The sequence below is a fragment of the Streptomyces sp. BK79 genome (assembly GCF_044142145.1).
Taxonomy (GTDB): domain Bacteria; phylum Actinomycetota; class Actinomycetes; order Streptomycetales; family Streptomycetaceae; genus Streptomyces.
Genome location: NZ_JBHVOC010000003.1, coordinates 90,748 through 115,559, shown reverse-complemented (window position 1 = coordinate 115,559; position 24,812 = coordinate 90,748). Strand labels below are relative to the sequence as shown.

General features: G+C 70.3%; 18 protein-coding genes and 2 pseudogenes. 10 read left to right on the top strand and 10 right to left on the bottom strand.

Annotation, left to right across the window (positions count from 1 at the left end; genetic code table 11):
* Window positions 1-350: 350 nt before the first annotated feature.
* The 6 genes from ACFIF2_RS04430 to ACFIF2_RS04405 all read right to left on the bottom strand — a co-directional run bounded on the left by ACFIF2_RS04430 (window position 351) and on the right by ACFIF2_RS04405 (window position 10,648).
* On the bottom strand, window positions 351-1,619 hold the full coding sequence (locus ACFIF2_RS04430; RefSeq protein ID WP_395571142.1) for an ABC transporter substrate-binding protein: 1,269 nt from the start codon (window positions 1,617-1,619) through the stop codon (window positions 351-353).
* 151 nt (window positions 1,620-1,770) lie between these two features.
* Window positions 1,771-4,248 carry a beta-glucosidase gene (locus tag ACFIF2_RS04425; RefSeq protein WP_395571141.1) on the bottom strand — a complete coding sequence of 826 codons (2,478 nt, stop codon included), beginning with the start codon at window positions 4,246-4,248 and terminating at the stop codon, window positions 1,771-1,773.
* A gap of 496 nt (window positions 4,249-4,744) precedes the next feature.
* Window positions 4,745-7,336, bottom strand: coding sequence for a family 78 glycoside hydrolase catalytic domain (locus ACFIF2_RS04420; protein WP_395571140.1), 2,592 nt, complete (start codon window positions 7,334-7,336; stop codon window positions 4,745-4,747).
* A gap of 110 nt (window positions 7,337-7,446) precedes the next feature.
* Window positions 7,447-8,355 carry a carbohydrate ABC transporter permease gene (locus ACFIF2_RS04415; protein WP_395571139.1) on the bottom strand — a complete coding sequence of 303 codons (909 nt, stop codon included), beginning with the start codon at window positions 8,353-8,355 and terminating at the stop codon, window positions 7,447-7,449.
* A gap of 5 nt (window positions 8,356-8,360) precedes the next feature.
* Window positions 8,361-9,245, bottom strand: coding sequence for a carbohydrate ABC transporter permease (locus ACFIF2_RS04410; protein WP_395571138.1), 885 nt, complete (start codon window positions 9,243-9,245; stop codon window positions 8,361-8,363).
* A gap of 83 nt (window positions 9,246-9,328) precedes the next feature.
* Complete coding sequence (locus ACFIF2_RS04405) at window positions 9,329-10,648, bottom strand: ABC transporter substrate-binding protein (RefSeq protein ID WP_395571137.1); 1,320 nt, start codon at window positions 10,646-10,648, stop codon at window positions 9,329-9,331.
* A gap of 268 nt (window positions 10,649-10,916) precedes the next feature.
* Between ACFIF2_RS04405 and ACFIF2_RS04400 the strand changes: the two genes are divergently transcribed.
* From ACFIF2_RS04400 to ACFIF2_RS04365, 8 genes are all read left to right on the top strand, one after another.
* Window positions 10,917-11,966 (top strand): LacI family DNA-binding transcriptional regulator, encoded by a 1,050-nt coding sequence (locus ACFIF2_RS04400; RefSeq protein ID WP_395571136.1) that lies wholly within the window; start codon window positions 10,917-10,919, stop codon window positions 11,964-11,966.
* Window positions 11,967-12,035: 69 nt separating this feature from the next.
* The gene (locus tag ACFIF2_RS04395; protein ID WP_395571135.1) at window positions 12,036-13,079 is read left to right on the top strand and encodes a LacI family DNA-binding transcriptional regulator; all 1,044 of its coding nucleotides are present in this window, start codon (window positions 12,036-12,038) and stop codon (window positions 13,077-13,079) included.
* A gap of 480 nt (window positions 13,080-13,559) precedes the next feature.
* Window positions 13,560-14,771: an FAD-dependent monooxygenase gene (locus ACFIF2_RS04390; RefSeq protein WP_395571134.1), complete on the top strand. Its 1,212-nt coding sequence runs from the start codon at window positions 13,560-13,562 to the stop codon at window positions 14,769-14,771.
* Window positions 14,772-14,794: 23 nt separating this feature from the next.
* On the top strand, window positions 14,795-15,835 hold the full coding sequence (locus tag ACFIF2_RS04385) for a cupin domain-containing protein (protein ID WP_395571133.1): 1,041 nt from the start codon (window positions 14,795-14,797) through the stop codon (window positions 15,833-15,835).
* A gap of 32 nt (window positions 15,836-15,867) precedes the next feature.
* Window positions 15,868-16,734: a fumarylacetoacetate hydrolase family protein gene (locus ACFIF2_RS04380; protein ID WP_395571132.1), complete on the top strand. Its 867-nt coding sequence runs from the start codon at window positions 15,868-15,870 to the stop codon at window positions 16,732-16,734.
* A 98-nt stretch (window positions 16,735-16,832) separates the two neighbouring features.
* A complete protein-coding gene (locus tag ACFIF2_RS04375; protein WP_395571131.1) occupies window positions 16,833-17,282 on the top strand; it encodes a MarR family winged helix-turn-helix transcriptional regulator in 450 nt (149 codons plus the stop codon).
* A gap of 46 nt (window positions 17,283-17,328) precedes the next feature.
* Window positions 17,329-18,144 carry an IclR family transcriptional regulator gene (locus ACFIF2_RS04370; protein ID WP_395571130.1) on the top strand — a complete coding sequence of 272 codons (816 nt, stop codon included), beginning with the start codon at window positions 17,329-17,331 and terminating at the stop codon, window positions 18,142-18,144.
* 177 nt (window positions 18,145-18,321) lie between these two features.
* Entirely contained in the window at window positions 18,322-19,455 is a 1,134-nt protein-coding gene (locus tag ACFIF2_RS04365) for an MFS transporter (protein ID WP_395571129.1), read from the top strand.
* 10 nt (window positions 19,456-19,465) lie between these two features.
* On the opposite strand, the gene ACFIF2_RS04360 is transcribed toward ACFIF2_RS04365, so the two are convergent.
* Entirely contained in the window at window positions 19,466-19,642 is a 177-nt protein-coding gene (locus tag ACFIF2_RS04360) for a hypothetical protein (RefSeq protein WP_395571128.1), read from the bottom strand.
* 249 nt (window positions 19,643-19,891) lie between these two features.
* Here ACFIF2_RS04360 and ACFIF2_RS04355 point away from each other — a divergent pair.
* Window positions 19,892-20,326 (top strand): annotated as a pseudogene (locus ACFIF2_RS04355) (winged helix-turn-helix domain-containing protein); the annotation flags it as partial.
* Window positions 20,327-20,367: 41 nt separating this feature from the next.
* Window positions 20,368-20,613 (top strand): annotated as a pseudogene (locus ACFIF2_RS04350) (IS630 family transposase); the annotation flags it as partial.
* A gap of 138 nt (window positions 20,614-20,751) precedes the next feature.
* Here ACFIF2_RS04350 and ACFIF2_RS04345 read toward each other — a convergent pair.
* The 3 genes from ACFIF2_RS04345 to ACFIF2_RS04335 are packed head-to-tail and all read right to left on the bottom strand — an operon-like array spanning window position 20,752 to window position 24,770.
* Complete coding sequence (locus ACFIF2_RS04345) at window positions 20,752-22,260, bottom strand: aldehyde dehydrogenase (NADP(+)) (protein WP_395571127.1); 1,509 nt, start codon at window positions 22,258-22,260, stop codon at window positions 20,752-20,754.
* A gap of 51 nt (window positions 22,261-22,311) precedes the next feature.
* Window positions 22,312-23,394, bottom strand: a complete 1,083-nt coding sequence (locus ACFIF2_RS04340; RefSeq protein WP_395571126.1) for a (Fe-S)-binding protein — start codon at window positions 23,392-23,394, stop codon at window positions 22,312-22,314.
* Window positions 23,391-24,770, bottom strand: a complete 1,380-nt coding sequence (locus ACFIF2_RS04335; protein WP_395571125.1) for an FAD-binding oxidoreductase — start codon at window positions 24,768-24,770, stop codon at window positions 23,391-23,393. The genes ACFIF2_RS04340 and ACFIF2_RS04335 overlap by 4 nt, the downstream gene beginning before the upstream one ends.
* Window positions 24,771-24,812: the final 42 nt, after the last annotated feature.

Below are 24,812 nucleotides of genomic sequence, written 5' to 3'. Positions count from 1 at the left end.
CCCCCACCCCGCGCGGTGTGCGTCGCAGCCACACGCTTCTCGGATGGTGTTCTCGAACGTGACGGGCGGCAGCCCGCCGGCGGCGCTGTGGCGCCGTTTGATCTTGTAGAAGTCGGTGATCCAGGTCGCGCTCTTCAACCTTGCCTCGGTGCGTGCTCGGCGCCGCGGCGATCGACTCGTGCGTACAGCGGGGGGCTGTCACTCCGTTCAAGCACAAGAACGGCTGGGCGCTGGTCGTGATGGCCGGGCACGACATTTCATCGGAAGCCGAACCGGAATGAGTGGAGTCGCGACGAGGTCTGGACGATATCCGCTCACTGGCCCTCACGGATGCACTTCTCGGGCCTGCGTCAACGTCGCTCTCGATAAGCCTTGTCGAGAGCGGCCAAGGCCCCTCCAATGTCCGTGGTCCCGGAGAAGAGCGCTTCGACCTGGGCAAAATGTGTTTGCTGAACAGCGGAGTTCGGCCAGCGTTGATCCATGAAAGGAACGGTGGTTCCGGACTTCTGCCGCTCTGCGACCTCCCTGATCGCGGGGTCGACGGTGAAGGAGGCGTTCGGGATGGCGGGCAGGGTGGCGCCGGAGCGGTTGTACAGGTTCTGTCCGCGAGCGGATCCCAGGAAGTCGATGAAAGCGAGGGCCTCCTTGCGGTGTGGAGTGTCGGGGTTGAGGCCATAGGCGGCCGATACGGCACCCGGCATCCGTGTGTCGTCGGGGTCATCTGTGGCGGGCAGTGCGGTCATGCGCAGTGTCAGGCCGGGAGCGGCGGCACGTAGCTCGGACAGTACGCTCGCGACCTGGACGACTCCCACGGCCCGGCCCGTGGCCACCTGGTCGAGCGTTTCCTCGTACGTGGTGTCCAGTGGGTCGGCGTTGAAGCAGCCGCGCTCGTCCATCTCCATGTATTTACGCAGGGCGGGTCGCCAGCCGGAGTTGGCGAATGTTTCCTTGCCGAGTTCCATGTCGCTGTCGAAGTCCGGTTCGTCGGCGTAGACGGTTGTCGCGACCAGGGCGTAGGTGACGAGTTGGGTGACCCAGGGGGTGGCGTTGCCCAGGGCGAGGAGGACCTTGCCGTGGTCGCGGGCCTTGTCGCAGAGGGTCAGGAGTTCTGTCCAGGTCCGGGGAGGTGCTCCTCCGATGGCGTCCAGCGCACCCGTGGAGAAGACTGTTCCGATGCCGCTGAAGGTCACGGGCACCGCGAACGTGCTGCCGTTCACGTCAGTGACCGGTTTGACGCCTATGGGCATCGTGAGGTTGAAGCGGCGAAGGCTCAGGTTCTCCAGCAGGTCGTCGTGCTCCAGCGCGGTGACGGAGGCGGGGTTGCCGTTGCCGGGCCAGACGGTGAACACGTCGGGGCCATCACCCGCGCGGAGCTCGCCCGGGAGTTCCTGCTGGAGGTCGCCGGCGTCGGAGTAGTCGACCGTGACGTGTGTGTCAGGGGTGAGGCGGTGGAACTCGGCGACGACAGCGTCCATCGCGGACTTGTCGGTGGCGCTTGCCCTGACGGACAACTCGACCGGCCCGTCCTGTTCGGTGCCGAACGGGCCGCATCCGGTCGTCGTGGTGGCTGTGAGCGCCAGGCTGATGGCGAGGCCGAGCAGGTGTGAGGTGCGTGTCACGGACGGACTCCGGGCGGGAAGGAGTAGTGAGGTCGGCTGGAGCGAGGCGTGGGGTGTCAGGGCTGGGTCGGCCGGTGGCGGCTCGTGTGACGTTCACTCGACCGCGCAGCGGTCACACGAGCCGCCGACGACTCGGGAGGTCTGACGGTGGTCAGCCGAGCGTGAGGGAACGCTGCGCGGTGATGACGCGGGACGACCGTGCTGTGGCGAAGGTGTAAGCACCCGGGGTGAGCGTCATCGCTCCCGACGACCACACGCTGAGGTCCTGGACCGGGATCGTCAGGCTCAGCCGCTTGGAGCCGGCCGCGGGGAGGGTGACCTTCTGGAACGCGACCAGGCGGCGAGGCTCCGCCGCCGCCGAGGCGGGAAGCGTGGCGTAGACCTGGAGGACCTCTGTGCCCTCGCGCCGTCCGGTGTTGGTCACGGTGACCTCGACGATGACCTGCTGGGCGGCCTTGTCGTAGGTGGCTTCCAGGGAGCCGTGCGCGAAGGTCGTGTAGGACAGGCCGTGGCCGAAGGGGAAGCGGGGTTCCTGCTTCCTGGCGTCGTGGAAGCGGTAGCCGACGGCGATGCCCTCGTCGTAGGAGACGGTGCCGTTCGTGCCCGGGTAGGTGGCGGGGGTGGTGCCGGGGCCCTGGGTGGCGTCGGTGGGGAAGGTCACCGGGAGGCGGCCGGCCGGGTCGCTGTCGCCGAAGAGGACGGCGGCGATGGCGGTGCCGGCACCGTGGCCCGCGTACCACGCCTGCACGACGGCCTCCACGTCGTTCAGCCAGGGGGTGGCGACCGGGCCGTCGGTGTTGAGGACGACGATCGTGCGGGGGTTTGCGGCGGCGACGGCGGTGATGAGCTGGTCCTGGTCTCCGGGCAGTGCGTATCCGTCGTGGTCCATGCCCTCGCCGGCGACGCGGTTGACGAAGACGACGGCGGCGTCGGCCGTGCGGGCCGCTGTCACGGCGGCGGGGATGAGGGACTCGGGTTGCCAGCCGAAGGTCAGGCCGCACGTTCCGGGTTCGGCGGTGGCGTTGTTGTAGGTGATCTCCACGGTGACGGCGCGTCCGGCGGTCAGTTCGGCGGTGCCCTGGAGCGGGTAGTCGTAGGGGCCGAGGAAGAAGCGCGCCATCTGGCGGGTGCCGGAGACGACCGTCCGACCGTCGATCTTCAGCGAGGTCGTCCCGGACGGCAGCAGGGAGAAGCGGTGCAGGCCGGTGGTGGTCGGCGTCAGCGTGCCGGTCCACTTGGCCGACCACACCTGTGGCATGCCCTCGACGGGGGCGGTGGTGAAGTCGACGGTGGTGTCGGTGCGGGTCGTGACCGGTGTGCCGGTGCCGTCGGCACCGGCGTAGTAGCTCGCCCTCAGTCCGGCCGCCCCGGTGGGGGTGCGCAGGACGGTGGAGGGGACCGTGGTGAGGGGGAGGTCGCCCTTGGTTCCCTGGGCGTGGGTGACCTTGACGGAGCTTCCGGCGCGGGCCCGGATCGCGTCGAGCGGGGTGGTCCAGATCCCGGGGTCGACGTAGGTGGAGCCGGACACGCCGGTGAAGGTGTCGGACCCGGCCGGGCCGATGACGGCGAGCGACTTCACCGCGCTGGTGAGCGGCAGGGCCGCGGCACGGTTGGCGAGGAGCACCGTGGAGGCGACGGCCGCTTCGTGCGCGAGGTCCTTGTGCGCCTGGGTGCTGACGTTGGCCGCTGGGGCGGGGGCGGGGTGGTCGAAGAGGCCGTTCGCGAACATGGTGACGAGGACGCGCCGGGCGGCGTCGTCGAGCCGAGCGGCCGGTATCGCGCCGCCGGTGAGGGAACCCGCCGGGATCTGGACACCGCCGGGGCCGAGTCCGGCGAGGTCCATGCCGGCCCGGGCGGCGGCGACCTGGTCGTCCCCGGCCCAGAAGTCGGGCACGGTGTAGCCCTGGAGGCCCATGCTCTTCTTCAGGTCGTCGAACAGGCCGGTGTGCCGTGTCGCGAACGTGCCGTTGATCTTCGGGTACGCCATCATCACCGAGGTGGCGGGGGCGGCGGCGATCACGCGGCGGAAGGGCGCCTGGTAGTACTCGTGGAGCGCGCGGTCGGACACCTTTGTGTCGATGAAGAAGCGGTTGACTTCCTGGGTGTAGGCGGCGAAGTGCTTGAGGGTGGCCGCCATGTGCTGGGACTGGATCGCCACGGTGAGGGCGGCGCCCAGCCGTCCGGCGAGCACCGGGTCCTCGCCCATGGCCTCGGCCTGACGGCCGAAGTGCCAGGTGCGGGTCAGGTCGATGGTGGGGCCGAGGGCGTTGTTGTACCCCTTGGCCCGGCCCTCGGTGCCGATGGCCTTCCCGATCCGGCCGGCGAGCGCCTCGTCGAAGGTGGCTGCCTGGGCCACGGGTACGGGGAAGGCCGTGACGCCCGTCTCGCCGCGCAGCCCCGCGGAGGCGTCGACCATGGTGAGGGCGGGGATGCCGAGGTGGGCCACGGCTGCGAAGTCGCAGCGTATGAGGGCCTCTTTCTCGCCGGCCGTCATGCGGGCGAGCAGTTCGGCGGCCCGGTCCTGCGCCACGGTCCGTGGCGCGGCGACCGCTCGGTCGGTGACCGCGGGGGCCATGCTTGCGGCCAGGGCCGTGAAGGCTGCGGCGGATAGGAACGTTCGTCGGTTCACAGCGGCTCTCCGGACTGAGATGGCGGCAGTACGACGCGCCGCCGCGGGTTGGGGGGAGGTGAGGCCGGCCGAGGGGTCAGGTCACGGCCGGCCCCGGCTCGGTGGGGCTCTGGGAGCAGCCGCGTGGTCGCGGAGCTGCGAGGGATCGCATTCCCTTTTTCACTTCTCGGCGGCAGAGTGCTCGCCGCGTCCCACGGTGAGCTCTCGGCGCCACGGCCGTATTCAGCCACGAAGTTCTTCCCAGCAGGCTGGAAACTATGGCCTCCTCCGAGGCAAGGTCAACCCTCCGGGACCTCCTCTTTAAAATAGGCTCTGACCAGCAGGTTCCTTGCTTGGAATTTTAATGGCGCCCTGAAATTTCAATTGAACGGACCGATGGAATTCTCTGGCATCGACGCCCTGGATGATCTGAATTCACAAGACAAATAGCAGACACATAGCAGCCCGACGCATCGCGTGATGCGTCGGGCTGTCCCTCTTCACGTATGGGAGACGGTCAGGCCGCCGCTCCGAGTTCTGCGGTGTCCAGGACGTGGTCGCCCGGCCCGAGGGCGAGGGGTGCACAGCCGGGGAGTTCCACTGTGGCCGTACAGCCTTCCGGCACCGTGATGTCGGCCGTCATGCCGGTGGCGGTGAGCTCCCAGGACAGTGCGGCCGTCCCGTAGGGAGTGTCATGGCGGACACGGGCCCAGCTGATGCCGCCGCCCGGACGGGGGCGGAAGGAAAGCCGGCGGTAGCCCGGGGCGGTGGCGCTGATACCGCCGACCACCCGGTGCAGCCAGTCGGCAACGGCCCCGAGCGCGTAGTGGTTGAAGCTGGTCATGCCGCCCGGGTTGAGGGTGCCGTCGGGCCGCAGACTGTCCCAGCGCTCCCAGATCGTGGTCGCTCCCATGGTCACGGTGTAGAGCCAGGAGGGGCACTCGGTCTGCAGCAACAGCCGGTAGGCGACGTCGAGGTGACCGTTGTCGGTGAGGGCGTCGCAGATGAGCGGGGTGCCGACGAAGCCGGTGGAGATGCGCGCGCCGTCGGCGAGCACGATCTCGGCGAGGCGGTCGGCAGCCGGTCGGCGCTGTTCCGGCGTGAGCAGGTCGAAGGCGAGGGCGATCGCGTACGCGGTGGCGCTGTCGCTGGTGAGGCGGGCCGAGGGCAGGACGTACCGTCGCCGGAAGGCGTCGGCTGCCTCGGCGGCGACTGCCGCGTACCGTTCGCTGTCCGCGTCGAACCCCAACTCCTCTGCGGCCAGGGCGAGATGTCGCACGGAGTGGGCGAAGTAGGCGGTGGCGACCAGGTAGCGGTCGGTACGGCCTGCGGCCGGGTCGTCCGGTGGGGCGGCCGGGTCGAGCCAGTCCCCCAACTGGACGCCGGTGTCCCACAGGCGGGTCGGACCGGCGAGGCGTTCGACCAGCTCGACCCACGCTTTGGCCATGGGGTAGTGGCGGCGCAGGAGTTCCAGGTCGCCGAAGCGCTGGAAGAGCGTCCAGGGAGTGAGGGTGGCGACGTCTCCCCATGCGGCACCGGGGTGGATCGGCGTCCACATCGGCTCGCCCGGGATGACCGGGACGTACCACGGGATCGTGCCGTCCGGGAGCTGCTCGATACCGACGTCGGTGAGCCAGGAGTCGAGCAGGCCGGCGCAGTCGTAGAGGAAACTCGCCGTCGGGGCGAAGACCTGGATGTCGCCGGTCCAGCCGAGGCGTTCGTCGCGCTGGGGGCAGTCGGTGGGCAGGTCGACGAAGTTGCCGCGCATGCTCCACACGACGTTCTCGTGCAGGCGGTTGACGAGCGGATCGCTGCACTCGAACCATCCGGTGCGGCGCATGTCCGTGTGGTACACGCGGGCGGTCACCTGCCCGGCCGTCAGGTCGCCCGGCCAGCCGCTGATCTCGGCGTAGCGGAATCCGTGCAGGGTGAAACGGGGCTCCCAGGTCAGTGGTCCCGCGCCGGAGAGGATCAGGGTGTCGACGGACGTCGCCTCGCGCAGGGGGCGAGTGGCCAGCTCGCCGTCCTGGAGGACTTCGGCATGCCGCAGAGTGAGGGTGGTACCGGCCGGTCCGTCGACGGTGACCCGGAGACGGCCGACGAGGTTCTGCCCGAAGTCGAGCAGGTGACGCCCGTCGCCGGTGCGGGTGACGGTGACCGGGGTGACCTCCTCGGTGCAGCGCACGGGCGGTCCGAGAGGAGCGACGAGGGTGCCGGCGTCTCGTGCGCCCGTGCGGACCGGCGTCCAGTCCTCCGTGCCGGCCGCAGACGGTGTGGCCCAGGCGGGATCGTGCAGGCGGGCGTCGAAGGTCTCCCCTTCGTACAGGCCGCTGGTGAGGATCGGGCCGGGCGCCGCTTCCCAGGTCCGGTCGGTGGCGACGACCTGCGTGGTGCCGTCGTCGTACTCCACCTCCAGCTGGGCGATGAGGGACTGGTCGGTGCCGTAGATGTTGCGGGTGCCGCCGTCGAAGCCGTACCTGCCGCGGTACCAGCCGTCGCCGAGCCAGGCACCGACGGTGTTGGCGCCCTCGGTGAGGTGGGCGGTGACGTCATGGGTGCGGTACCGCAGCCGGTGCGGATAGACGGTCCAACCCGGTGCGAGCGCCTCGTCGCCGACGCGGCGGCCGTTGATCTCCACCTCGTACAGGCCGTGAGCGGTGACGTAGAGGCGTGCGCGGGCGACGGGCCGGTCGAGACGGAAGTCCTTGCGCACGCGGGCGGGGCGGCGCTCGCCCTCGGGGTCCTCGTCCCAGTCGGCGCCCACGGGTACGGCCTGCCAGTCGGCGGCGTCGAGGAGTCCGGCCTCGACGGCTGCCGGTGTGCTCCACTCCGAGGGGCCTGCGGCGTCGGGGGTCCAGACGCGGACGCGGACGGTGGCGTGTTCCCGGGATGTCAGGGGGTCGCCGGGCCACGGCACGAGGACCTGCTCGGCGCTGTCGACGCGCCCGGTGCGGCGGATGCCGCCACGGCGTTCGAGTTCCAGTTCGTACGACACCTGGCGGCCGGTGCCTGCGGGCAAGGTCCAGGTCAGCCGGGGGGAGGCGACTCCGATGCCGAGTCCGTCCGGCAGGTGTTCGAAGCTGACCGGGGAGGGCTGAGGGGGGAGCAAGGGGCGACCCTTCTTTCACATGTGGTCACAGTCGGGAGCGTGACGGGTGGGCGCGGCGAACTCCCCGGAGCCGGGGGCCGGGGAGACGGCAGGCCGGGGCGAGGACCGGGTCAGCCCTTCAACGCTCCCGAGGTGAGGCCCTTCATGACCTTCTGGTTGAGGAAGAGGTAGATCACGAGGGTGCCGAAGACGTTGATGCAGATGGCCGCGAAGAGGGGGCCGTACTGGGTGGCGCCGAAGTCGCCGGTGAAGTTGAGCAGGCCGACCTGGATGGTGCGCAGGTCCTGGTTGTTGGTGAAGGTCAGCGCGATGAGCAGGTCGTTCCAGATGAAGAAGAACTGCACCAGGCCGACGGTGAGCAGGGCGTTGCGGACCAGGGGGAGGCTGATGGTCCAGAAGGCGCGCAGGATGCCGGCGCCGTCGATGGTGGCGGCCTCGAACAGCTCGCGGGGGACGCTGCGGTAGTAGGTGGCCATCATGAAGACGGTCAGGGGCAGGCCCGTGCCGGTGTAGGTGAGGATCAGCGGCCACAGGGTGCCGGACAGGCCGGTCTGGAAGTACACCGTGAACAGGGGCAGCAAGATCATCTGCGGCGGGACCATCATGCCCGCGAGGAAGACCAGCAGAGTGAGGCTGCGGCCCTTCCACACCATGACCTGCAGGGCGAAGCCGGCGGCGGTGCCCAGCAGCAGCATCAGCGCGAGCGCGGGGACGACGGCGAGCAGGCTGTTCTGTACGTAGAGGCCGATGTTGCCGGTCGTCCACGCCTCGGTGTAGTTGCCCCACTCCCAGGTGGTGGGCAGGCTCCAGGTGGAGTTGTTCAGGTAGTCGTCGTTGGACTTCAGGGAGGTGAGGAACATCCAGATCATCGGGTAGACCTCGACGACCAGCAGGAGAGCGACGACGACCTTGACCCAGAGGCGGCTTCCCGGACGGCCGCGCCGGGCCCGCGGGGCACGCACGGGCGCGTGCCCGGAGCCGCCTGCGGAGGTCTTCACGGGTGTGTCGATGGTGGCCATGCCTCTCAGCCCTCCGTGAGGTCGCGCCGCGAGACGCGGTAGACGACCAGGCTCACCAGCAGGCACACGACGGTCAGCAGCAGAGCGATGGTGCTGCCGTAGCCGTAGTCGCTGTAGGTGAACGACGTCTGGAACATGTACAGGGTCAGCGGGGTGGTGCCCGTGCCGGGGCCGCCGTTGGTCAACGCGACGATCGAGTCGAAGACCTTCAGGGTGCCGTTGATGCTGAAGATCAGCGAGGACATCAGGACCGGCAGGGACAGCGGCAGCACGATGTGGCGGACCAGCCTGAGTCCCGTGGCTCCGTCGAGGCGGGCCGATTCCAGGACCTCGTCGGGGATGTCGACGAGGCCGGCGAAGAGGAGTACGGCGTAGAAGCCCATGGAGCGCCAGATGTCCATGGCGATCAGGACCCAGAAGGCGCTGCCGGCGCTGCCGAAGAAGTCGACGGATTCGATGCCGACGGCGTTGAGAAGGGAGTTGACCGGGCCGGTCTGCGGGGCGACCTGGAAGAACTTCTGGAAGAGCAGGCCGACGGCGACGGTGGGCAGCACGACCGGGAAGAACACCAGGGTACGGACGAGCGCCGAGGCGCGTTTGAGGAAGAAGACGTAGAGGAGCGCCAGGAGATACCCGGCGGCCACCTGCCCGGCGGTGACGACGACGGCGTACTTGAGGGTGAACCAGAGGGCGTCGTGGACGGCCGGGTCGTCCAGGAGGCGGGAGAAGTTGGCGACGCCGTTTCCGGTGAAGCCGTTGATCGTGTTGCCCTTGGTGAAGGAGTACCCGAGTGACCACACCATCGGGACCAGCATGATCAGGGAATAGACGAGGAGGGCGGGACCGAGCAGGAGCGCGATGGCCCTGCGGTCACCGAGTACGCGGTGCATGGGTGGGTGTCCACTTTCTTCGGAGGGACGGGGACGGCCCGCGCGCGGCGGGGCGGGCAGGCGTGCGGGCCGTCCCCGGCCGGTCACTGGGCGGCCAGCGCGTCCTGAACGGTCTGCATGAACTGCTCGGGGCTCGTGCTGCCGCTGACCAGACCCGCCGCGTTCTGCTGGCTGACGGTGGTCGCCTTGGTGCTGAACAGGGCCTCGAACCACAGCACGTTCTGCTTCGAGGCGCTGATGGTGTCCCGCACCTGGGTGGTGACCTCGTTGGCGTCCTTGACCTCGGTGTTCACCTTGAAGCCGGAGATGGAGCCGTGGTCCTTCAGAGCGGTGGAGCCGTAGTTCTTCGCGATGCAGGACACCCAGTCGCCGGTCTTCTTGTCGAAGGACTTCGAGGCGAAGGTGATACCCAGGCCGACGTTGGACGGGTACTGGTCGACGGAGCCCTTGCCGCCGGTGACGGCCGGGAAGGGCATGAAGCCGGTGTTCTCCGCCCCGATCTTGTTCTGCTTGTCGTCGGAGATGTTCGCCAGTGCCCAGCTGCCCATGTAGAACATGGCGGCCTTGCCGGTGAGGAACTGGTTCATCGCCGTGTCGTAGTCGATGGAGCCGACGCCCTTGCCGAAGTAGCCCTTCTTGCCGAGGGCCGCGACCTCCTCGGCGGCCTTCACGTACTCCGGGTCGGTGAGCTTCGCCTTGCCGTCCGCCACCTTCTGCAGGGCGTCGAGTCCGAGGCTGCGGTAGAGGTAGCCGCTGATGAGACGGGTGAGCGGCCAGCCCTGCTGACCGGATGCGGAGAACGGCTGGACGCCCTTCGCCTCCAGCTTCGCCGCGGCCGACACCAGCTCCGCCCAGGTGCCCGGCACCTTGATCCCGTTGTCCGCGAAGACCTTCTTGTTGTAGAAGATGCCCTCGATGTTGTACTCGTACGGCAGGACCTGGAGTTCTCCGCCGTACAGGGCCTTGATGGTGGAGACGGCGGCCGGCTCCAGCTGGTCGAGAACGCCCAGCTCCTTGAGCTTGGCCTCCAGGTCGGCGACCTTGCCGGACTTGGCCAACTGCTGGGTGAGCGCCGGGGCGTTGCCCGCCGCGAACTGCACCGGCAGCGCGTCCTGGCCGGCCAGCAACTGGAGCTTCTGGTCCAGGCTCGCCTGCGGAACGGTCTCCACCTTCAGCGGCAGGGCGTCGTTCGCGGCCTTGCACTCGCCCTTGGACATGGTCGTCAGCGCCGTCTTCACGGTGGTGTTCTCGGTGACGCTCAGGTAGTCGAAGTTCTCGGGGGCGGCGGAGGAGCCGCCGGCCCCGCTGCCGCCGCACGCGGTGGCGAGCAGCGCGAGCGAGGCGGTGCCGGCGGTGAGCAGGCTCAGTCGCGCACGACGGGCGCGGGAGGTACGAAGGGGCACGGAGGACTCCCAAGGATCATGACGAGCGGGGCGAGGTGCGGGAAACAGCGCCAGGGGCGAAGTACGGGGCCCGGCAGCACGCGGGCAGCGACCCGGCAGAGCGTGTAAAACGTTCTCCACGTCGAGTGGGCAACACCCTGCACCGCTGCCCCGCCACCGTCAAGACACAAGCGGGTAACACCGTCGTGATGAACCAAAGGCTTGACGAATAGCGGGGAGTAACGTGTAGACCGTTATACCTACGACTACTCACTTCGGGACGTGGACCATGGACGGGGCTTCCGCAGCCAAGCCGAACAAGCGCGTGACCATCACCGATGTCGCCCGGCACGCCGGGGTGTCCACGGCCGCCGTCTCCAAGGTGATGCGCAATGCCTACGGCGTGAGCGAGGCCATGCGGGAGAAGGTCCAGGCGGCCATCGACGACCTGGGCTACCGCCCGCACGCCGCGGCGCGAGGGATGCGCGGCCGGACGTACACCATCGGTGTACTGCTGGACAACGTCCGCAACGCGTTCTTCGCCGACATCCTCGACGGCATCCGGGACGAACTCCGCCACACCGACTACACGGTGCTGATCGGCGCGGCCGGCTTCGACCCCGAGGAACAGGCCAGGACCATCCGTTCCCTGGTGGACCGGCAAATGGACGGACTGATCCTCATCGCCCCGGGGACACCGCGCGCGGAGGTGCTGGACACGGCCGCTTCGACGCCGACCGTGGTCATCGGGCACCACGACGCCTCGGACACCTACGACTCGGTCGTCGACGCCGACGACCTCGGTGCCGGTCTGGTGGTGGATCACCTGGTCTCGCTCGGCCACCGTGACATCGCCCTGGTCTCGGCCCCGGGCACCCGGGCCAACAAGTGGAAGCGCACACCGGAGGCCGTGCTGAGCGAGGGCTATCTGCACGCGATGGAACGGCAGGGACTCGACCGGTTCGCGCGGGTCCACCACACCGCCTACTCCGACGACGGCGGCTTCAAGGCGGGCATGACACTGCTGACGGCCGACCGTCCGCCGACCGCCGTGATGACCGGTGCCGACGTCGCCGCACTGGGCGTCTACCGCGCCGCGCACGAACTCGGCCTGCGCATCCCCCGGGACCTGTCGCTCGTCGGCTACAACAACACCGCGCTCGCCGCCCTGGCCCCCGTGCAGCTGACCAGCGTGGACCAGGCGGGACACACCATGGGCTCCGCCGCCGCCCGGATGCTCGTCGAGCGCGTCGAAAGCCGAAGGGACAGAGCCATGCAGACCACGATGACCCCCCGTCTGGTGGTGCGCTCCACCACCGGCGCGCCGCAGGGACGCTAGGCCGTGGACCGGCGACCGACCGCCACTCCCCCAGCTCACCGCGAACGTGGCTCCGGCGGAGCGACGGCGGTGGCCGGACCTGTCGGCCGTCCACGTCCCCGGGTCGGCATCAAGGACGTGGCGCGGGAGGCAGGCGTCTCGCTCGGTACGGTCTCCAACGTCCTCAACCGGCCCGAGATCGTGTCCGAGGGAACGCGCTCGCGCGTCCTGGAAGTGATCGACTCCCTCGGCTACGTCCGGGCCGAGGGCGCCCGGCAGTTGCGCGGCTGGGCCTCCCGGGTGATCGCCGTCATGGTGCTCGACATGGCGAACCCGTTCTTCACCGCGCTCGCCTCCGGGGTGGAACAGGCCGCCCGCGAGGCGGACCTCGGCGTCATGGTCTGCACGGGCGCCCACGATCCGGCAGAGGCGGCACGCCACCTGTCGCTGATCACTTCGCACCAGGTCCGCGGTGCCGTGCTGGCCTCCGGCGAAGGAGTCGGACGCACCGTCGCGGCCTTCCGCCGCAACGCCGTGCCCTTCGTCGTGGCCGACCAGTACGCGCCCCAGCCCGCGGCATGCTCCGTCGGCATCGACGACGTGGCGGGCGGACGGGCCGCGGTACGGCACCTGCTCGAGCGGGGCCACCGCTCCCTCGCCTACGTCAGCGGCCCCGACCGCCTCCAGCAGGTGAGGGACCGCCGTCGCGGCGCCCTCACCGCGATCAGCGAGTCCGGCCTGCCGTCCACCGCGCTGAGAGAACTGTCCTGCGACACCCTCACCGTGACGGCCGGCAAGGACGCCGGGCACCGCGTCCTCGGCCTGCCCGAGCGACCCACCGCCGTCTTCTGCGCCAACGACCTGCTCGCCCTCGGTGTCCTGCAGGCCCTGTACGAGGCCGGCCTCAGGGTGCCGGACGACATCGCTGTGGTGGGTTACGACGACATCGAGTTCGCCGCGTCGGCCGTAGTCCCGCTCACCTCGGTGCGACGACCGGCATCCGCCATGGGGCGGCAGGCCGGCCGACTGCTCATCGAGGACACGGCCCACGGAAGCGGGCACACACACCGCCACGTCGTGCTGCAACCCGAACTGGTCGTACGCCGGTCGACGCTGGCGGCTCCCGCGCGCTGACGGGGCCGGCTCGGGGCCGTGGGGAACACGTGCGGGAGCGATGACGGGTACGGCATGGAAAACGAGCACGGCGAGACTCCGGCCGACGGTACGGGAGGGTCGACCGCGGAGACGATGATCACCTCCGGCTGTCGGAGAGAGACGTCGAGCGAGAGCGCACCGACGGGCCCCGTCCGAGCATGCGTCCTGCCGGGCGGCCCTGCCCACCCCCACCGTCATTCACGTTACGGATGGATTCCATCCGTTACGTGAATGATCACCGTTGAGGACATCACCGCCCGCACCGGCACGGCCCTGGAGGTGGACAGCGTCTCCGCCGCGTGCCGACCGGCGGCCGAGAGAGTCTCCCCACGAACCATTGACACGGAGGAAACACTCTCGGAATATATTCCGTACGCCAATGATTGGTGTACGGACCATCGGACGGGTTCTGACCGCCTCCGCTCCCGATGTCCTCCCGAGCTGACTTTTGGAGGCCAGATGCCCGTCCTCACCTCTCCACTCCACATCGCCGTAGTCGGAGGCGGTATCGGCGGACTGGCCGCCGCGCTGGCGACCGCCCGCGCCGGCCATCGTGTGACGCTCGTGGAGCGGGCCGCCCGCTTCGGCGAGATCGGGGCCGGCCTGCAACTCGCCCCGAACGCCTCCCTCGCCCTCGACGAACTCGGCGTACTGCCGGCCGTCCGGGCATCCGCCGTAGCCCCGCCCCGGCTGGTCATGATGGACGCCCTGACCGGTGACGAGGTCACCTCCCTCGATCTGCGCAGCTCGGCCTACACCGACCGTTTCGCGCACCCGTACCTGGTCACCCACCGCACCGACCTGCACGCCGCACTGCTGACCGCCTGTCAGGAGCACCCCGCCGTCACGCTGCGCACGGGACACACCGTCACCGAGGCCGAACAGGACGGTTCCGCCGTACACCTGGACTTCGCGGAGGGGCATGCTCGGCTGACCGCCGACGCGGTCGTCGCCGCGGACGGACTGCACTCCCGCCTGCGCCAGGTACTGGTCGGTGACGGGGAACCGGTCTGCTCGCGCTACGTCGCCTTCCGCGGCGCCCTGCCCACCGGGAAGATGACCGGCCGGATGTCCCAGCACGCCGCCTCGGAAGCGGTCATGGTGTGGGCCGGGCCGCGCATGCACCTGGTGCAGTACCCCGTACGCCGCGGCGAGCTGTACAACCAGGTCGCCGTGTTCGAGAGCGACCACTACACGCCGGATTCCGACGCCTGGGGCACCGAGGCCGAGCTGGAGGAGCGCTTCGCCGGCGCCTGCGAGGCCGTGCGCGACGCGCTGCCGCTCGTCTCCCGCGACCGTCGCTGGCCGCTGTACGACCGCGCCCCGATCAGCACCTGGGTGCACGGGCGGATCGCGCTTCTCGGAGACGCCGCCCACCCCATGCTCCAGTACCTCGCGCAGGGCGCCTGCCAGGCGCTGGAGGACGCCGTGGCACTCGGCCAGGCCCTCGGCCGGAGCACGGACCCCGCCGAAGCCTTCGCCGCGTACGCGGACCGGCGTCGGGAACGGGCGACTCGCATCCAGACCAACGCCCGCCGCTTCGGAGAGATCTGCCACCTGGAAGGCATGGGAGCCACCCTGCGCAACATGCTCCTCTCGTCTCGCGGTCCCGAGGCGTTCGACGACATCTCCTGGGTGTGGACCACCCCCGCACCTGCTCCCGCCCTGTGATCCGGCTCGCGTAGGAGGACACCATGACAACCGACGAACTCGCCTACAAGGCCCTGGAGGGCCTGGGAGCCGCCCCGCTGTGGCGCTTCTACGGCAACCTGTTCCCCGCCCAGCCCAAGAGCCGCGCCGTTCCCTACCGCTGGAACTGGCGCGAACTCCGCCCGCACCTCCTGCACTTCTCCCAGACCCTGTCCCTGGAGGAGGCCGAACGACGGGTCCTCATGCTCGTCAACCCCGGCCTCACCGACCCCCCGGCCACGGTCAACACCCTCTACGCGGGCCTGCAGATCATCCTGCCCGGCGAGACCGCACAGGCCCACCGGCACACCTCCAACGCCTTCCGCTTCATCCTCGAAGGCGACGGCGCCTGGACCACCGTCAACGGTGAACGGGTCTTCATGGCCCCCGGCGACCTGCTGCTCACCCCCGGCTGGCACTGGCACGACCACACCCACGAGGGCGACGCGCCGATGATCTGGCTCGACGCACTCGACTACCCCCTGGTCAACGCCCTGGAAGCCGGCTTCTACGAGCAGTACCCGCAGCGGCTCCAGCCGGTGACCAAGCCCGACGACGCCGGCAGCCGCCAGTTCCTGCACGGCCGGCTCACCCCCGCCTGGCTCACCCAGGACGGCCCCAACTCCCCCGTCACCCGGTACACCTGGCAGGAGACGGAGCGCGCCCTGGACGCCATCGCCGACACGGCCGACGGCAGCGACGTCGACGGCGTCGTCCTGGAGTACACCAACCCCTGGACCGGTGGCCCGGTCATGCCCACCATCGGCTGCCGCGTCCAGCGGCTGCGCCCCGGCTTCGAGGGAGCCGGCCGACGCCACACGGCCTCGACCATCTTCAACGTCGTCCGCGGCGAGGGCGCCACGATCGTCGACGGCGAGCGGCTGGAATGGTCCGAGCACGACACCTTCGCCGTCCCCGGCTGGGCCTCCTACCGGCACGTCAACACCTCGGCCTCCGCGGACGCCGTCCTGTTCTCCTACAGCGACGAGCCGGTCATGCGCTCCCTCGGCCTCTACCGCACCGAAGACGCCGACCCCGGCGCCTGACCCTCCCACCCGACACCCACAAGGAGGCCAGCATGCGTCTGGCACTGTTCAACAAGGGACGCCTCGGACTCGTCGTCGGTGACGACCTCGTCGACGTGACCGACCAGGTCGCCGGAGCCGACACCGCCGGCCCCGCCGGTGCGCTCCAGCAGTACGTCGAGGCGGCCGCCGACGGGGAGACAGCCCGTTTCGAAGCAGCCGGCCGGCCCCGCATCCCCCTGGCCGAAGCGGTCCTGGAGGCCCCGCTCCCCCGCCCCGGGAAGATCATCGGCGCACCGGTCAACTACCTCGACCACAAGGCCGAGATGGAGTACACCACCTCGGTCGCCGACCTCGGCGTCTTCCTCAAGGCGAACTCCTCCGTCATCGGCCCGGGCCAGGACATCCTCCTCCCCTACTCCGACAAGCGCACCGACCAGGAAGGCGAACTGGGCGTCGTCATCGGCCGCACCGCCTCGCACGTGCGCACGGACGAAGCCCTGGACCACGTCTTCGGCTACACCTGCGTCCTGGACATCACCGTCCGCTCCGGCGAGGACCGCTCCACCCGCAAGTCCTTCGACACCTTCACCCCGCTCGGCCCCTGGATCGTGACCGCCGACGAGATCCCGGACCCGGACACCCTCGACCTGCGCTGCGACGTCGGCGGCACCACCCGGCAGCGCACCAACACGGCGGACCTCATCTTCGGCGTCCGCGAACTGATCGCCTACACCTCCTCCGTCATGACCCTGCACCCGGGCGACGTGATCGCGACCGGCACCCCGGCCGGAGTGGGACCGCTCAGCCACGGAGACCGCGTGGTCCTGGACATCGAGAAGGTCGGTCGCCTGGAGGTCGGTGTCGACGGCTCCCGTGCCCTTCCCTACGACCGGCGCCCCGGCCGCCGCATCCGCTGACCACGCGGTCGCCGCCGGGGTGGTGCCGGCACTCGTAGACTCCCCACACCGGCCGGCACCCGGCCGGCACCACCCCGGCGACAGACGGACGGAAGACTGTGGCGCACGCACTGGAACTGCACAACTACGTCGGACACCTGATCCGACGCGCGGAACAGGTGCACACCGCCCTGTGGTACCGGCACGTGTCCAGGGAGATCACCTCCCAGCAGTTCGCCGTCCTCAACTCCCTCAGCCGTGACCCCGGCATCGACCAGCGCACCCTGGCGCGCTTCACCTCACTGGACCGTTCGACGGTCAACCACATCGTCCGCCGGCTGACCGAGCAGCACTACGTCAGTCAGGTACGCGACGAGGAGGACCGTCGGCGGACCCTGCTGAGCCTCACCGATCAGGGAGCCGAACTGCTCGACTCCCTGATCCGTCCGGCCGAAGCCGTCAACGAGCAACTGCTCGACGCGCTTCCCGCTGACGAACGCAAGCTCGCCGTCGACGTCCTTCGCAAAATCGCGTCGCTGGACGCCGAGGCGCTCAGCGACGGCCCGTGAGTCGGTGAAGCGCGGGACGTCCAGGCAGCGAGGAAGGACTCACGCCTTGACCCGTCACGCCCTGCGCAGCGCGCCTCCCTCCGGTCCCCCGCAGGAAGCCGGATCCTCGCCCGCCACCGCAACAGGACCCGTCATCGGCCGGGCTCTGCGCATCCTCGGTGCCTTCAGCGCACAGCGTCCTCACCTGTCCCTGAGCGAGCTGGCCCGGCGATCAGGTCTGCCCGTGTCCACCGTGCACCGCATGCTGGGTGACCTGCTCGTATGGGGCGCTCTGGAACGCGACGCGCAAGGCCGCTACCGCATCGGGCTGCGACTGTGGGAGGTCGCGTCCTTGGCTCCGCGCAGTCAAGGACTGCGCGAGCGCGCACTGCCCTACCTGGAAGACCTCTCCTCCCTCGTCCGTGAGAACGTCCAGCTCGCCGTCCGTGACGCGAGCGAGGTGGTCTTCATCGAACGCATCGCGCCGAGCTGTGCCGTGCCCACGCTGACACGAGTGGGAGGACGGCTGGGCATCACCACGACAGCGGCGGGACTGGTGCTGCTCGCCCACGCACCGGCAGCCGTTCAGGAGGAGGCTCTCGCGCGGACGATTCCCCGGCACACCCCGTTCACGCTCACCGACAGCGGCCGGCTCAGGGCGGTCCTCGCCCAGGCACGCACGTGCGGCTACGCGGTCAGCGACCGGCAACTGTCCACCGACACCCTCTCCGTCGCCGCGCCCGTCACCACCGACGAGGGCGAGGTGACCGCGGCTGTCTCCGTGGTGGTCCGGCACGGGTCCACGTCCGTCGGAGCGCTCGCCGATCTGGTCCGCTCATGCGGCCGCGCCATTTCACGAGCTCTTGACACGCCCGACCTCTGAAGGACATCGGCCCGCAACACTTGTTTCCCGGCATCCGGGAAACCACCTGGCCGCGCGAGACCGCCGCTCGCACCATGGCTGCTCCCACTGCCGAACCCGAGGCTGCCGCCCACGGCACGGCGGCGGCGAGCCGGTTCGGCCATCCCGCAGTCGACAACGGAGTGCTGCCATGGAGAAGTGCCCCCACCGCCCCACCGCACCGCGGGCCGTCCGGTGACCGCCCGCCTCACGCAGGCCCTGGACGACGGGCCCATGAGCCGTTTCCAGTGGCGTGCGATCGCCATCTGCGTGCTGCTCAACACCCTTGACGGTTTCGACGTGCTGGTCATGTCCTTCACCGGGAAGACGGTCTCCGGCGAGTGGCACCTCGACTCCGGTACCCTCGGGCTGCTGCTGAGCAGCGGGCTGGCGGGTATGGCGTTGGGCGCCCTGCTCATCGCTCCCCAGGCCGACCGGATCGGCCGGCGGCCTGTCATCCTGGCCGGCCTGGCCCTCGCAGCCGCGGGCATGCTGCTGTCCTCGGCCAGCCAGAACTGGCAGCAGCTGGGGGCGCTGCGCGTGCTCACCGGTGTCGGCATCGGCGCCGTTCTCGCCTGCAGCAACGTCATCGCCGGTGAGTTCGCGTCCCGCCGCTGGCGCGGTCTGGCCGTGAGCCTCAACTCCACCGGATACGCCGTGGGAGCGACGATCGGCGGCGTCTCTTCGGTCGCCCTCATCGACCGCTACGGGTGGCGCTCGGTGTTCCTGGCCGGCGGACTCGCCACCCTGGCCGTCATTCCTCTCGCCTTCCGTCTTCTGCCGGAATCGCTCGACTTCCTCCTCAACAGACGGCCGGCCGACGCCCTGAGCCGTGTCAACGAGCTGGCCCGCCGCATGGGGCAGCCAGACCTGTCCACGCTCCCGGACAAGGAACCGACGACGCTCACCTCCGCAGCCGGGTTCCGCCGCCTCCTGGCACCGGACTTGCGCCGCCCCACCCTGGTGTTGTGGGGTGCCTTCTTCCTCGTCATGGCCGCCTTCTACTTCGTGACGAGCTGGACGCCAACCCTGCTCGTGCAGGCCGGTATGTCCGCGACACAGAGCCTGACCGGCGGAACGCTGCTCAACCTGGGCGGCGTCTTCGGCACCGCACTCCTGGGCGCACTGGCCGCGCGGTACGCGCTCGGCAGCGTCCTGCGTACCTACCTCTTCGTGTCGGCAGCACTCGTCGTGGCTTTCGCGTCGTCCACCGACACACTCGTCCGGCCTTCTGCATCGGAGCCGTCATCGGAGTCGCGGTCAACGGCTGCATCGCCGGCCTCTACGCCCTGACCCCGAGCGTCTACCCGGCACCACTGCGGGCCACGGGGGTGGGAGCGGCGATCAGTGTCGGCCGCGTGGGTGCCATCATCGCACCCACCACGGCGGGCTGGCTGCTGGACGCGGGCTGGACACCGCTGGCCTTGTACGTCACGACGGGTGCGGTGTTCTGCGCGGCCGGCTTGCTCCTTCTGGCCATGCGAAGGAAACAGCCGACAGTGAAGGCGGCGCGTGACACCAGGCCAACACCGTCGTCTGCTTGAGCCCCCTGACCGCCCACCTAGCAACAAGACAGGCCAGTGAGTCTGGCAAACCAGGAGTTACTGAGGTTGAACTCGTGGTGTCGTAGGGGCTGACGGGCGGCAGTCCTCTGCGGTATCACCGGGGCATGCGGTATCCACAAGGGGGCGGGCTGACCGCCGAACGTCAGTAGTAGCGCGAGGAGTTACGACTCAAGGCGGCCGAGGGGTTCGCCCGGGGCGAGGCGAGTTCGTTGATCGCCAGGGACCTGCGCGTCAGTGTCCGGTCGGTGCAGCGATGGCGGCAGGCGTGGGAAGAGGACGGGCCGCGTGCTCTGCGATCGCAGGGGCCGGCGTCGTCGCCGAGGCTGAGTGAGAAGCAGTTCGCGCAGTTGGAAGCGGAGCTGGCCAAGGGGCCGGCCGCGCACGGCTGGGAAGACCAACGCTGGACCCTGAGCCGTGTGAAGACGGTGATCGGCCGGCGCTTCCACCTGACCTACACGGTCCAGGGCGTACGCAAGCTGCTGGTGCGCAATGGCTGGTCCTGCCAGGTCCCCGCTCGCCGGGCCCTGGAACGCGACGACGAGGCGGTGGCCGGGTGGGTTAAGGAGGTATGGCCCTGCGCGGAAGACTCGCGGCGGTGAGTGGAGCCTGGCTCGTCTTCGAGGACGAAGCCGGATTCTCCATGACTCCGCCGCAAACCAAGACTTGGTCACAGCGCGGCCGCACTCCAGTGGTGCGAGTCCGCGGCCGGTCCCGTAGGCGCATCTCCATCGCAGCGTTGACCTGCTACAGACCCGGCCACCGGTCCCGACTGATCTACCGGCCTCGCCGCGACGACGGCCGGCGCGACGGACGCAAGAGCTTCTCCTGGCGCGACTACCAGGACCTGCTGATCGCCGCCCACCAGCAGCTCGGCGGCCCGATCGTCCGGACGTCGGCGTGGCCGGCCCACCGGGCGAGGAGGTGGACCGTTGAGCGCCCTCCACGAGAACGTAGCCGCCGCCTTCGTACCCCTGCCCGGCCGCCGCCTTCTCGTCGGTCTGAGCAGTCAGGTCGGTCGGTGGGATCAGGACTCACTCACCGTCGTCGCACGGGCGGGTCGCCACTGTCCAGGGAATTCACCGTTCACTCGTTGGGGGACGTTCCACGGGTTCGTGCTACGAAGGGGTTCGGGGAGGAGCGCTTCCGGCATGTTCTGGTAGGCCACGGGGCGCATCCACCGGGCGACGGCCGTGCCGCCAACGCTGGTGTGCAGGGGAGAAGTGGCCGAGGGCCACGGCCCGCCGTGGTGCATGGCGTGCGTTACGGCCACACCCGTGGGCCAGGAGTTCCAGATGAGGCGTCCGGCACTCAGCGCGGCCGACAGCCGGTGGGCGAGAGTCTCGTCCTGCGGCTCCTGACCGTGGATGGTCGCGGTGAGACCGCCGGGCAGGATGTGCAGGGTGTCCAGCAGGTCGTCGGCCGAGGTGTACGTGACGACGAGGGAGGCGGGCCCGAAGCATTCCCGAAGCAGTTCGGGATGGGCGCGTACCCCTTCGGCGGTGGTGGTGAGGAGAGCGGGTGCGGAGGTGCGGGGATCGTCGTGGCCGGGTGTCAGATGCAGGGTGCGCGCGGCGGGATGGGTGACGAGTTCCTCGAGGGTGGCGTGGTAGGCGGTGCCGATCCAGTCACCGAGCAGGGGAGCCGGGGGCACCGCGGCGATTTCCCGGCGCAGCAGTTCCTCCAGGCCGTGGTCGGCCGGCAGGAAGAGCAGCCCGGGTTTGGTGCAGAACTGTCCCTGCCCCAGCGTGACCGAGGCGATGTACTCGCGGACGATGTCCGCCCCACGCTCGGCGCACGCCCCCGGAGTGACCACCACTGGGTTGAGCGAGCCCAGTTCACCGTAGAAGGGGATCGGGTCGGGCCGGCTGCCCGCGAGGTCGAACAGGGCCCGGCCGCCGGAGGTCGAGCCGGTGAATCCGACCGCCCGTATGGCCGGGTCGGTGACCAGGGCCCGTCCCGTCTCTCTGCCGTGGACAACGGTCAGGGCACCCGTCGGGAGCACCCCGGCCGCCAGATCGCGGGTCAGGTCGGAGAGTCCTGGGTGCCCCTCGTGCGCCTTGACCACCACGGGGCAGCCCGCGGCGAGCGCGCTGGCGGTGTCACCGCCCAGCACGGAGAAGGCGAAGGGGAAGTTGGAGGCCGAGAACACCGCGACCGGTCCCAGGGGCACCAGCATGCGGCGGATGTCGGGGCGGGGCGCGGGCTGCGCCGCGGGGTCGGGCGGGTCGATCATGACGTCGAGGAACGCGCCGGTTTCGACGATGTCGGCGAACATCCGCAACTGCGCCTGTGTGCGCCGGATCTCGCCGCTCAGACGCTCCGCTCCGAGCCGTGTTTCGCCGTCGGCCACGTCCACCAGGACGCCGGCGTGCTCCCCCAGCGTCCGTGCCAGAGCGCGCAGGAGACCGGCGCGTACGGAGAGGGGGAGCGCGGCGAGTTCCGGCGCGGCCGTGCCGGCCTGGGCCGACGCGTCAGCGGCGGTGCTTGCGGGTGGCGAGGCGCCGTCCGGGGACGGGGCGGGGGCGGCGGGCATGGGTGACCTCTCGGCGAGTGGGACGGAATCGATGGGGTGGCGAGGCGCGCGTCACGTGGGTGGGTGCTGCGCCGCTCGGGCCAGCAGTTCGGCGATGTGCACGGCCTTCACCCGGGAGCGTGCGCGGCGCAGGCCGGTGCGCAGCTGGCGCAGGCAGCCCGGGTTGACCGCGGCGACGTAGTCGACGCCCGCGGCCTCGATCTCCTGGATCTTGGCGTCGAGGATGCGGCGGGATTCGCGTGGTCTGAGCAGGGAGTAGGTGCCGGCGGCGCCGCAGCAGGTGGCCGCGGAGGGCAGTTCCACGTAGTCGGCGATCTGGCCGATCAGGGTGCGGGGCTGCTTCCACACACCGAGGCCGTTGCGCAGGTGACAGGAGTCCTGGAGAGCGACTCTGGCCCGGCGTCCGTCCACCCGGAGTTCGCCCGCCGCGCCGCGGTCGGCCAGGTGGGCGGAGAGTTCCCGTACCCGGTCCTGGCCGAGGACCGAGGCGAGGTGGGCGGCGCAGCCTCCGGATGTGGTCACGATGGTGCCGGGCAGGTCCTCTCCCAATCGGCGGGCGAGGCGTTCACCGGCCGTCGTGTCGCCGTTGTGGGCGTGCAGGGCGCCGCAGCACCCCTGGCCGGCGGGCACCGACAACTCGGGGGCGAGCTTGCGGGCCGCCCGGCTGACGGATGGGAACAGCACGCGTTCGAAGCATCCGAGCATGAGTGACACGGGCTCGGCCGGGGGCGTGGGCGCGGCCTCGGGTGCGCCGCGGGCGGTCCGGCGCAGCGCGCCGAGGGGGCGGAAGAGGTGCCGCATGCCGGCGGCCAGCATCAGGGCCCGGGCGAGCAGGGGCTGTCTGCGGCCCTTCCACTGGTGGTCGCGCCACTGTTCGAGGAGTTGTCCGTACTGGACGCCCGCCGGGCACACCGGTTCGCAGGCGCGACAGCCCAGGCACTGGGAAGCCTGTTCTTGGAGGGTGGGGTCGTAGGGGTCGAGGTCGCCGTTCTGGAGGGCGCGCATCAGGTTGATCCGGCCCCTGGGCGAGGACGCCTCGTCGCCGGTCGCGGCGTAGGTCGGGCAGGCGGGCAGGCAGAACCCGCAGGAGATGCACCGGGACAGGAGGTCGGGGTCGAAGACGGGGTCGGTCATGAACCCAGCTTTCCGGGGTTGAGGATTCCGGCCGGGTCGAAGGCGTCCTTGACCCGGCGCAGCAACGCGATCTGGTCGGGGCCGAGTTGCGCGGAGAGGTAGGGGAGCTTCGCGGCTCCCACGCCGTGTTCGCCGGTGATGGTGCCGCCGAGTTCGACGGCGGTGGTGAAGATGTCCTTGAAGGCGTGTTCGGCGCGCGCGATGCTCTCGGTGTCCTCGCGGGAGCCGATCACGCAGGTGGGGTGGAGGTTGCCGTCGCCGGCGTGTCCGAAGGTCGCGATCGTGACGTCGTGCCGGCCGGCGATCTCGTCGATGCGCTCGACCATTTCGGCGATGCGCGGGCGGGGCACGGTCGCGTCCTCCAGGATGGTCAGCCCGCCGAGCCGGGACAGCGCGGGGAGGGTGCACCGGCGGGCGGCGAGCAGCGCCTGGGCCTCGGCGACGTGGGCCGCCCTGGTGACCTCCAGGGCGCCCTGGGTGGTGCAGGCGTCGCTCATGCGGGCCAGAGCGTGTGCGACGGCGTCGGGTTCGCCGTCGTCGCCGAACAGGAGCAGCGCGCCGGCGTCGGAGCGCAGACCGAGCCCGGCGAAGGCTTCGACGGCGTCGATGCAGGGCCGGTCGAGGAATTCGAGGGTGGCGGGCAGGACGCCGCCGGAGATGATCGCTGCGACGGCGCGTCCGGCGGCGGCGAGATCGGGGAAGTAGGCGACTCCGGTACCCGAGTTCCTGGGTGCGGGCCGCAGGGCGAGGGTCGCCTCGGTGATGACGGCGAGGGTGCCCTCGGAGCCGGTGAGCAGGCGGGTGAGGTCGTATCCGGCGACGTCCTTGTGCAGGCGTCCGCCGGTGCGGACCACTTCGCCGGTCGGGAGGACCGCCTCCAGGCCGAGGACGTGGTCGCGGGTGACGCCGTACTTCAGGCCGCGCAGTCCGCCGGCGTTGGTGGCGATGGTGCCGCCGATCGTCGCGACGGTGCGGCTGCCCGGGTCGGGGGCCCACAGCAGGTCGTGGCCGGTGGCCTCGTCGGCGAGCGCGGCGCTGGTGACGCCCGGCTGGGCGCGGGCGAGGAGTTCGGCGGGTGCGATTTCGAGGATGCGGTTCAGGCGCGTGAGCGACAGAACGAGGCCGCCGTGCAGGGCGACGGTGGCGGCGCACAGGTTGGAGCCGGCGCCGCGCGGGACGACCGGGATCCCGTGCCGGGTGGCCAGGCTCAGGACGGCGGAGACTTCCTGCGTGTCGCCGGGGAAGAGGACGGCATCGGGGCGGGCGGAGAAGAGAGGGGTCGCGTCCCGGCTGAAGGGCACGAGGTCGCCGTCCGTCTCGCGGTAGTGGGCGTCGCCGACGATCGACTTCAGCGCGGCTCTGACAGGGGCTTGCACGGTTCGCCTCCAGGGCCGGTCCCCGCCCGCAGCGGGCGGGGA

Coding starts and splice junctions, on each gene's coding strand:
- ACFIF2_RS04415 (WP_395571139.1), bottom strand. CDS start 8,355: ATGGCCACCATCGACACACCCGTGAAGACCTCCGCAGGCGGCTCCGGG.
- ACFIF2_RS04410 (WP_395571138.1), bottom strand. CDS start 9,245: ATGCACCGCGTACTCGGTGACCGCAGGGCCATCGCGCTCCTGCTCGGT.
- ACFIF2_RS04400 (WP_395571136.1), top strand. CDS start 10,917: ATGGACGGGGCTTCCGCAGCCAAGCCGAACAAGCGCGTGACCATCACC.
- ACFIF2_RS04390 (WP_395571134.1), top strand. CDS start 13,560: ATGCCCGTCCTCACCTCTCCACTCCACATCGCCGTAGTCGGAGGCGGT.
- ACFIF2_RS04385 (WP_395571133.1), top strand. CDS start 14,795: ATGACAACCGACGAACTCGCCTACAAGGCCCTGGAGGGCCTGGGAGCC.
- ACFIF2_RS04380 (WP_395571132.1), top strand. CDS start 15,868: ATGCGTCTGGCACTGTTCAACAAGGGACGCCTCGGACTCGTCGTCGGT.
- ACFIF2_RS04360 (WP_395571128.1), bottom strand. CDS start 19,642: ATGGCCAGAAGGAGCAAGCCGGCCGCGCAGAACACCGCACCCGTCGTG.
- ACFIF2_RS04345 (WP_395571127.1), bottom strand. CDS start 22,260: ATGCCCGCCGCCCCCGCCCCGTCCCCGGACGGCGCCTCGCCACCCGCA.
- ACFIF2_RS04340 (WP_395571126.1), bottom strand. CDS start 23,394: ATGACCGACCCCGTCTTCGACCCCGACCTCCTGTCCCGGTGCATCTCC.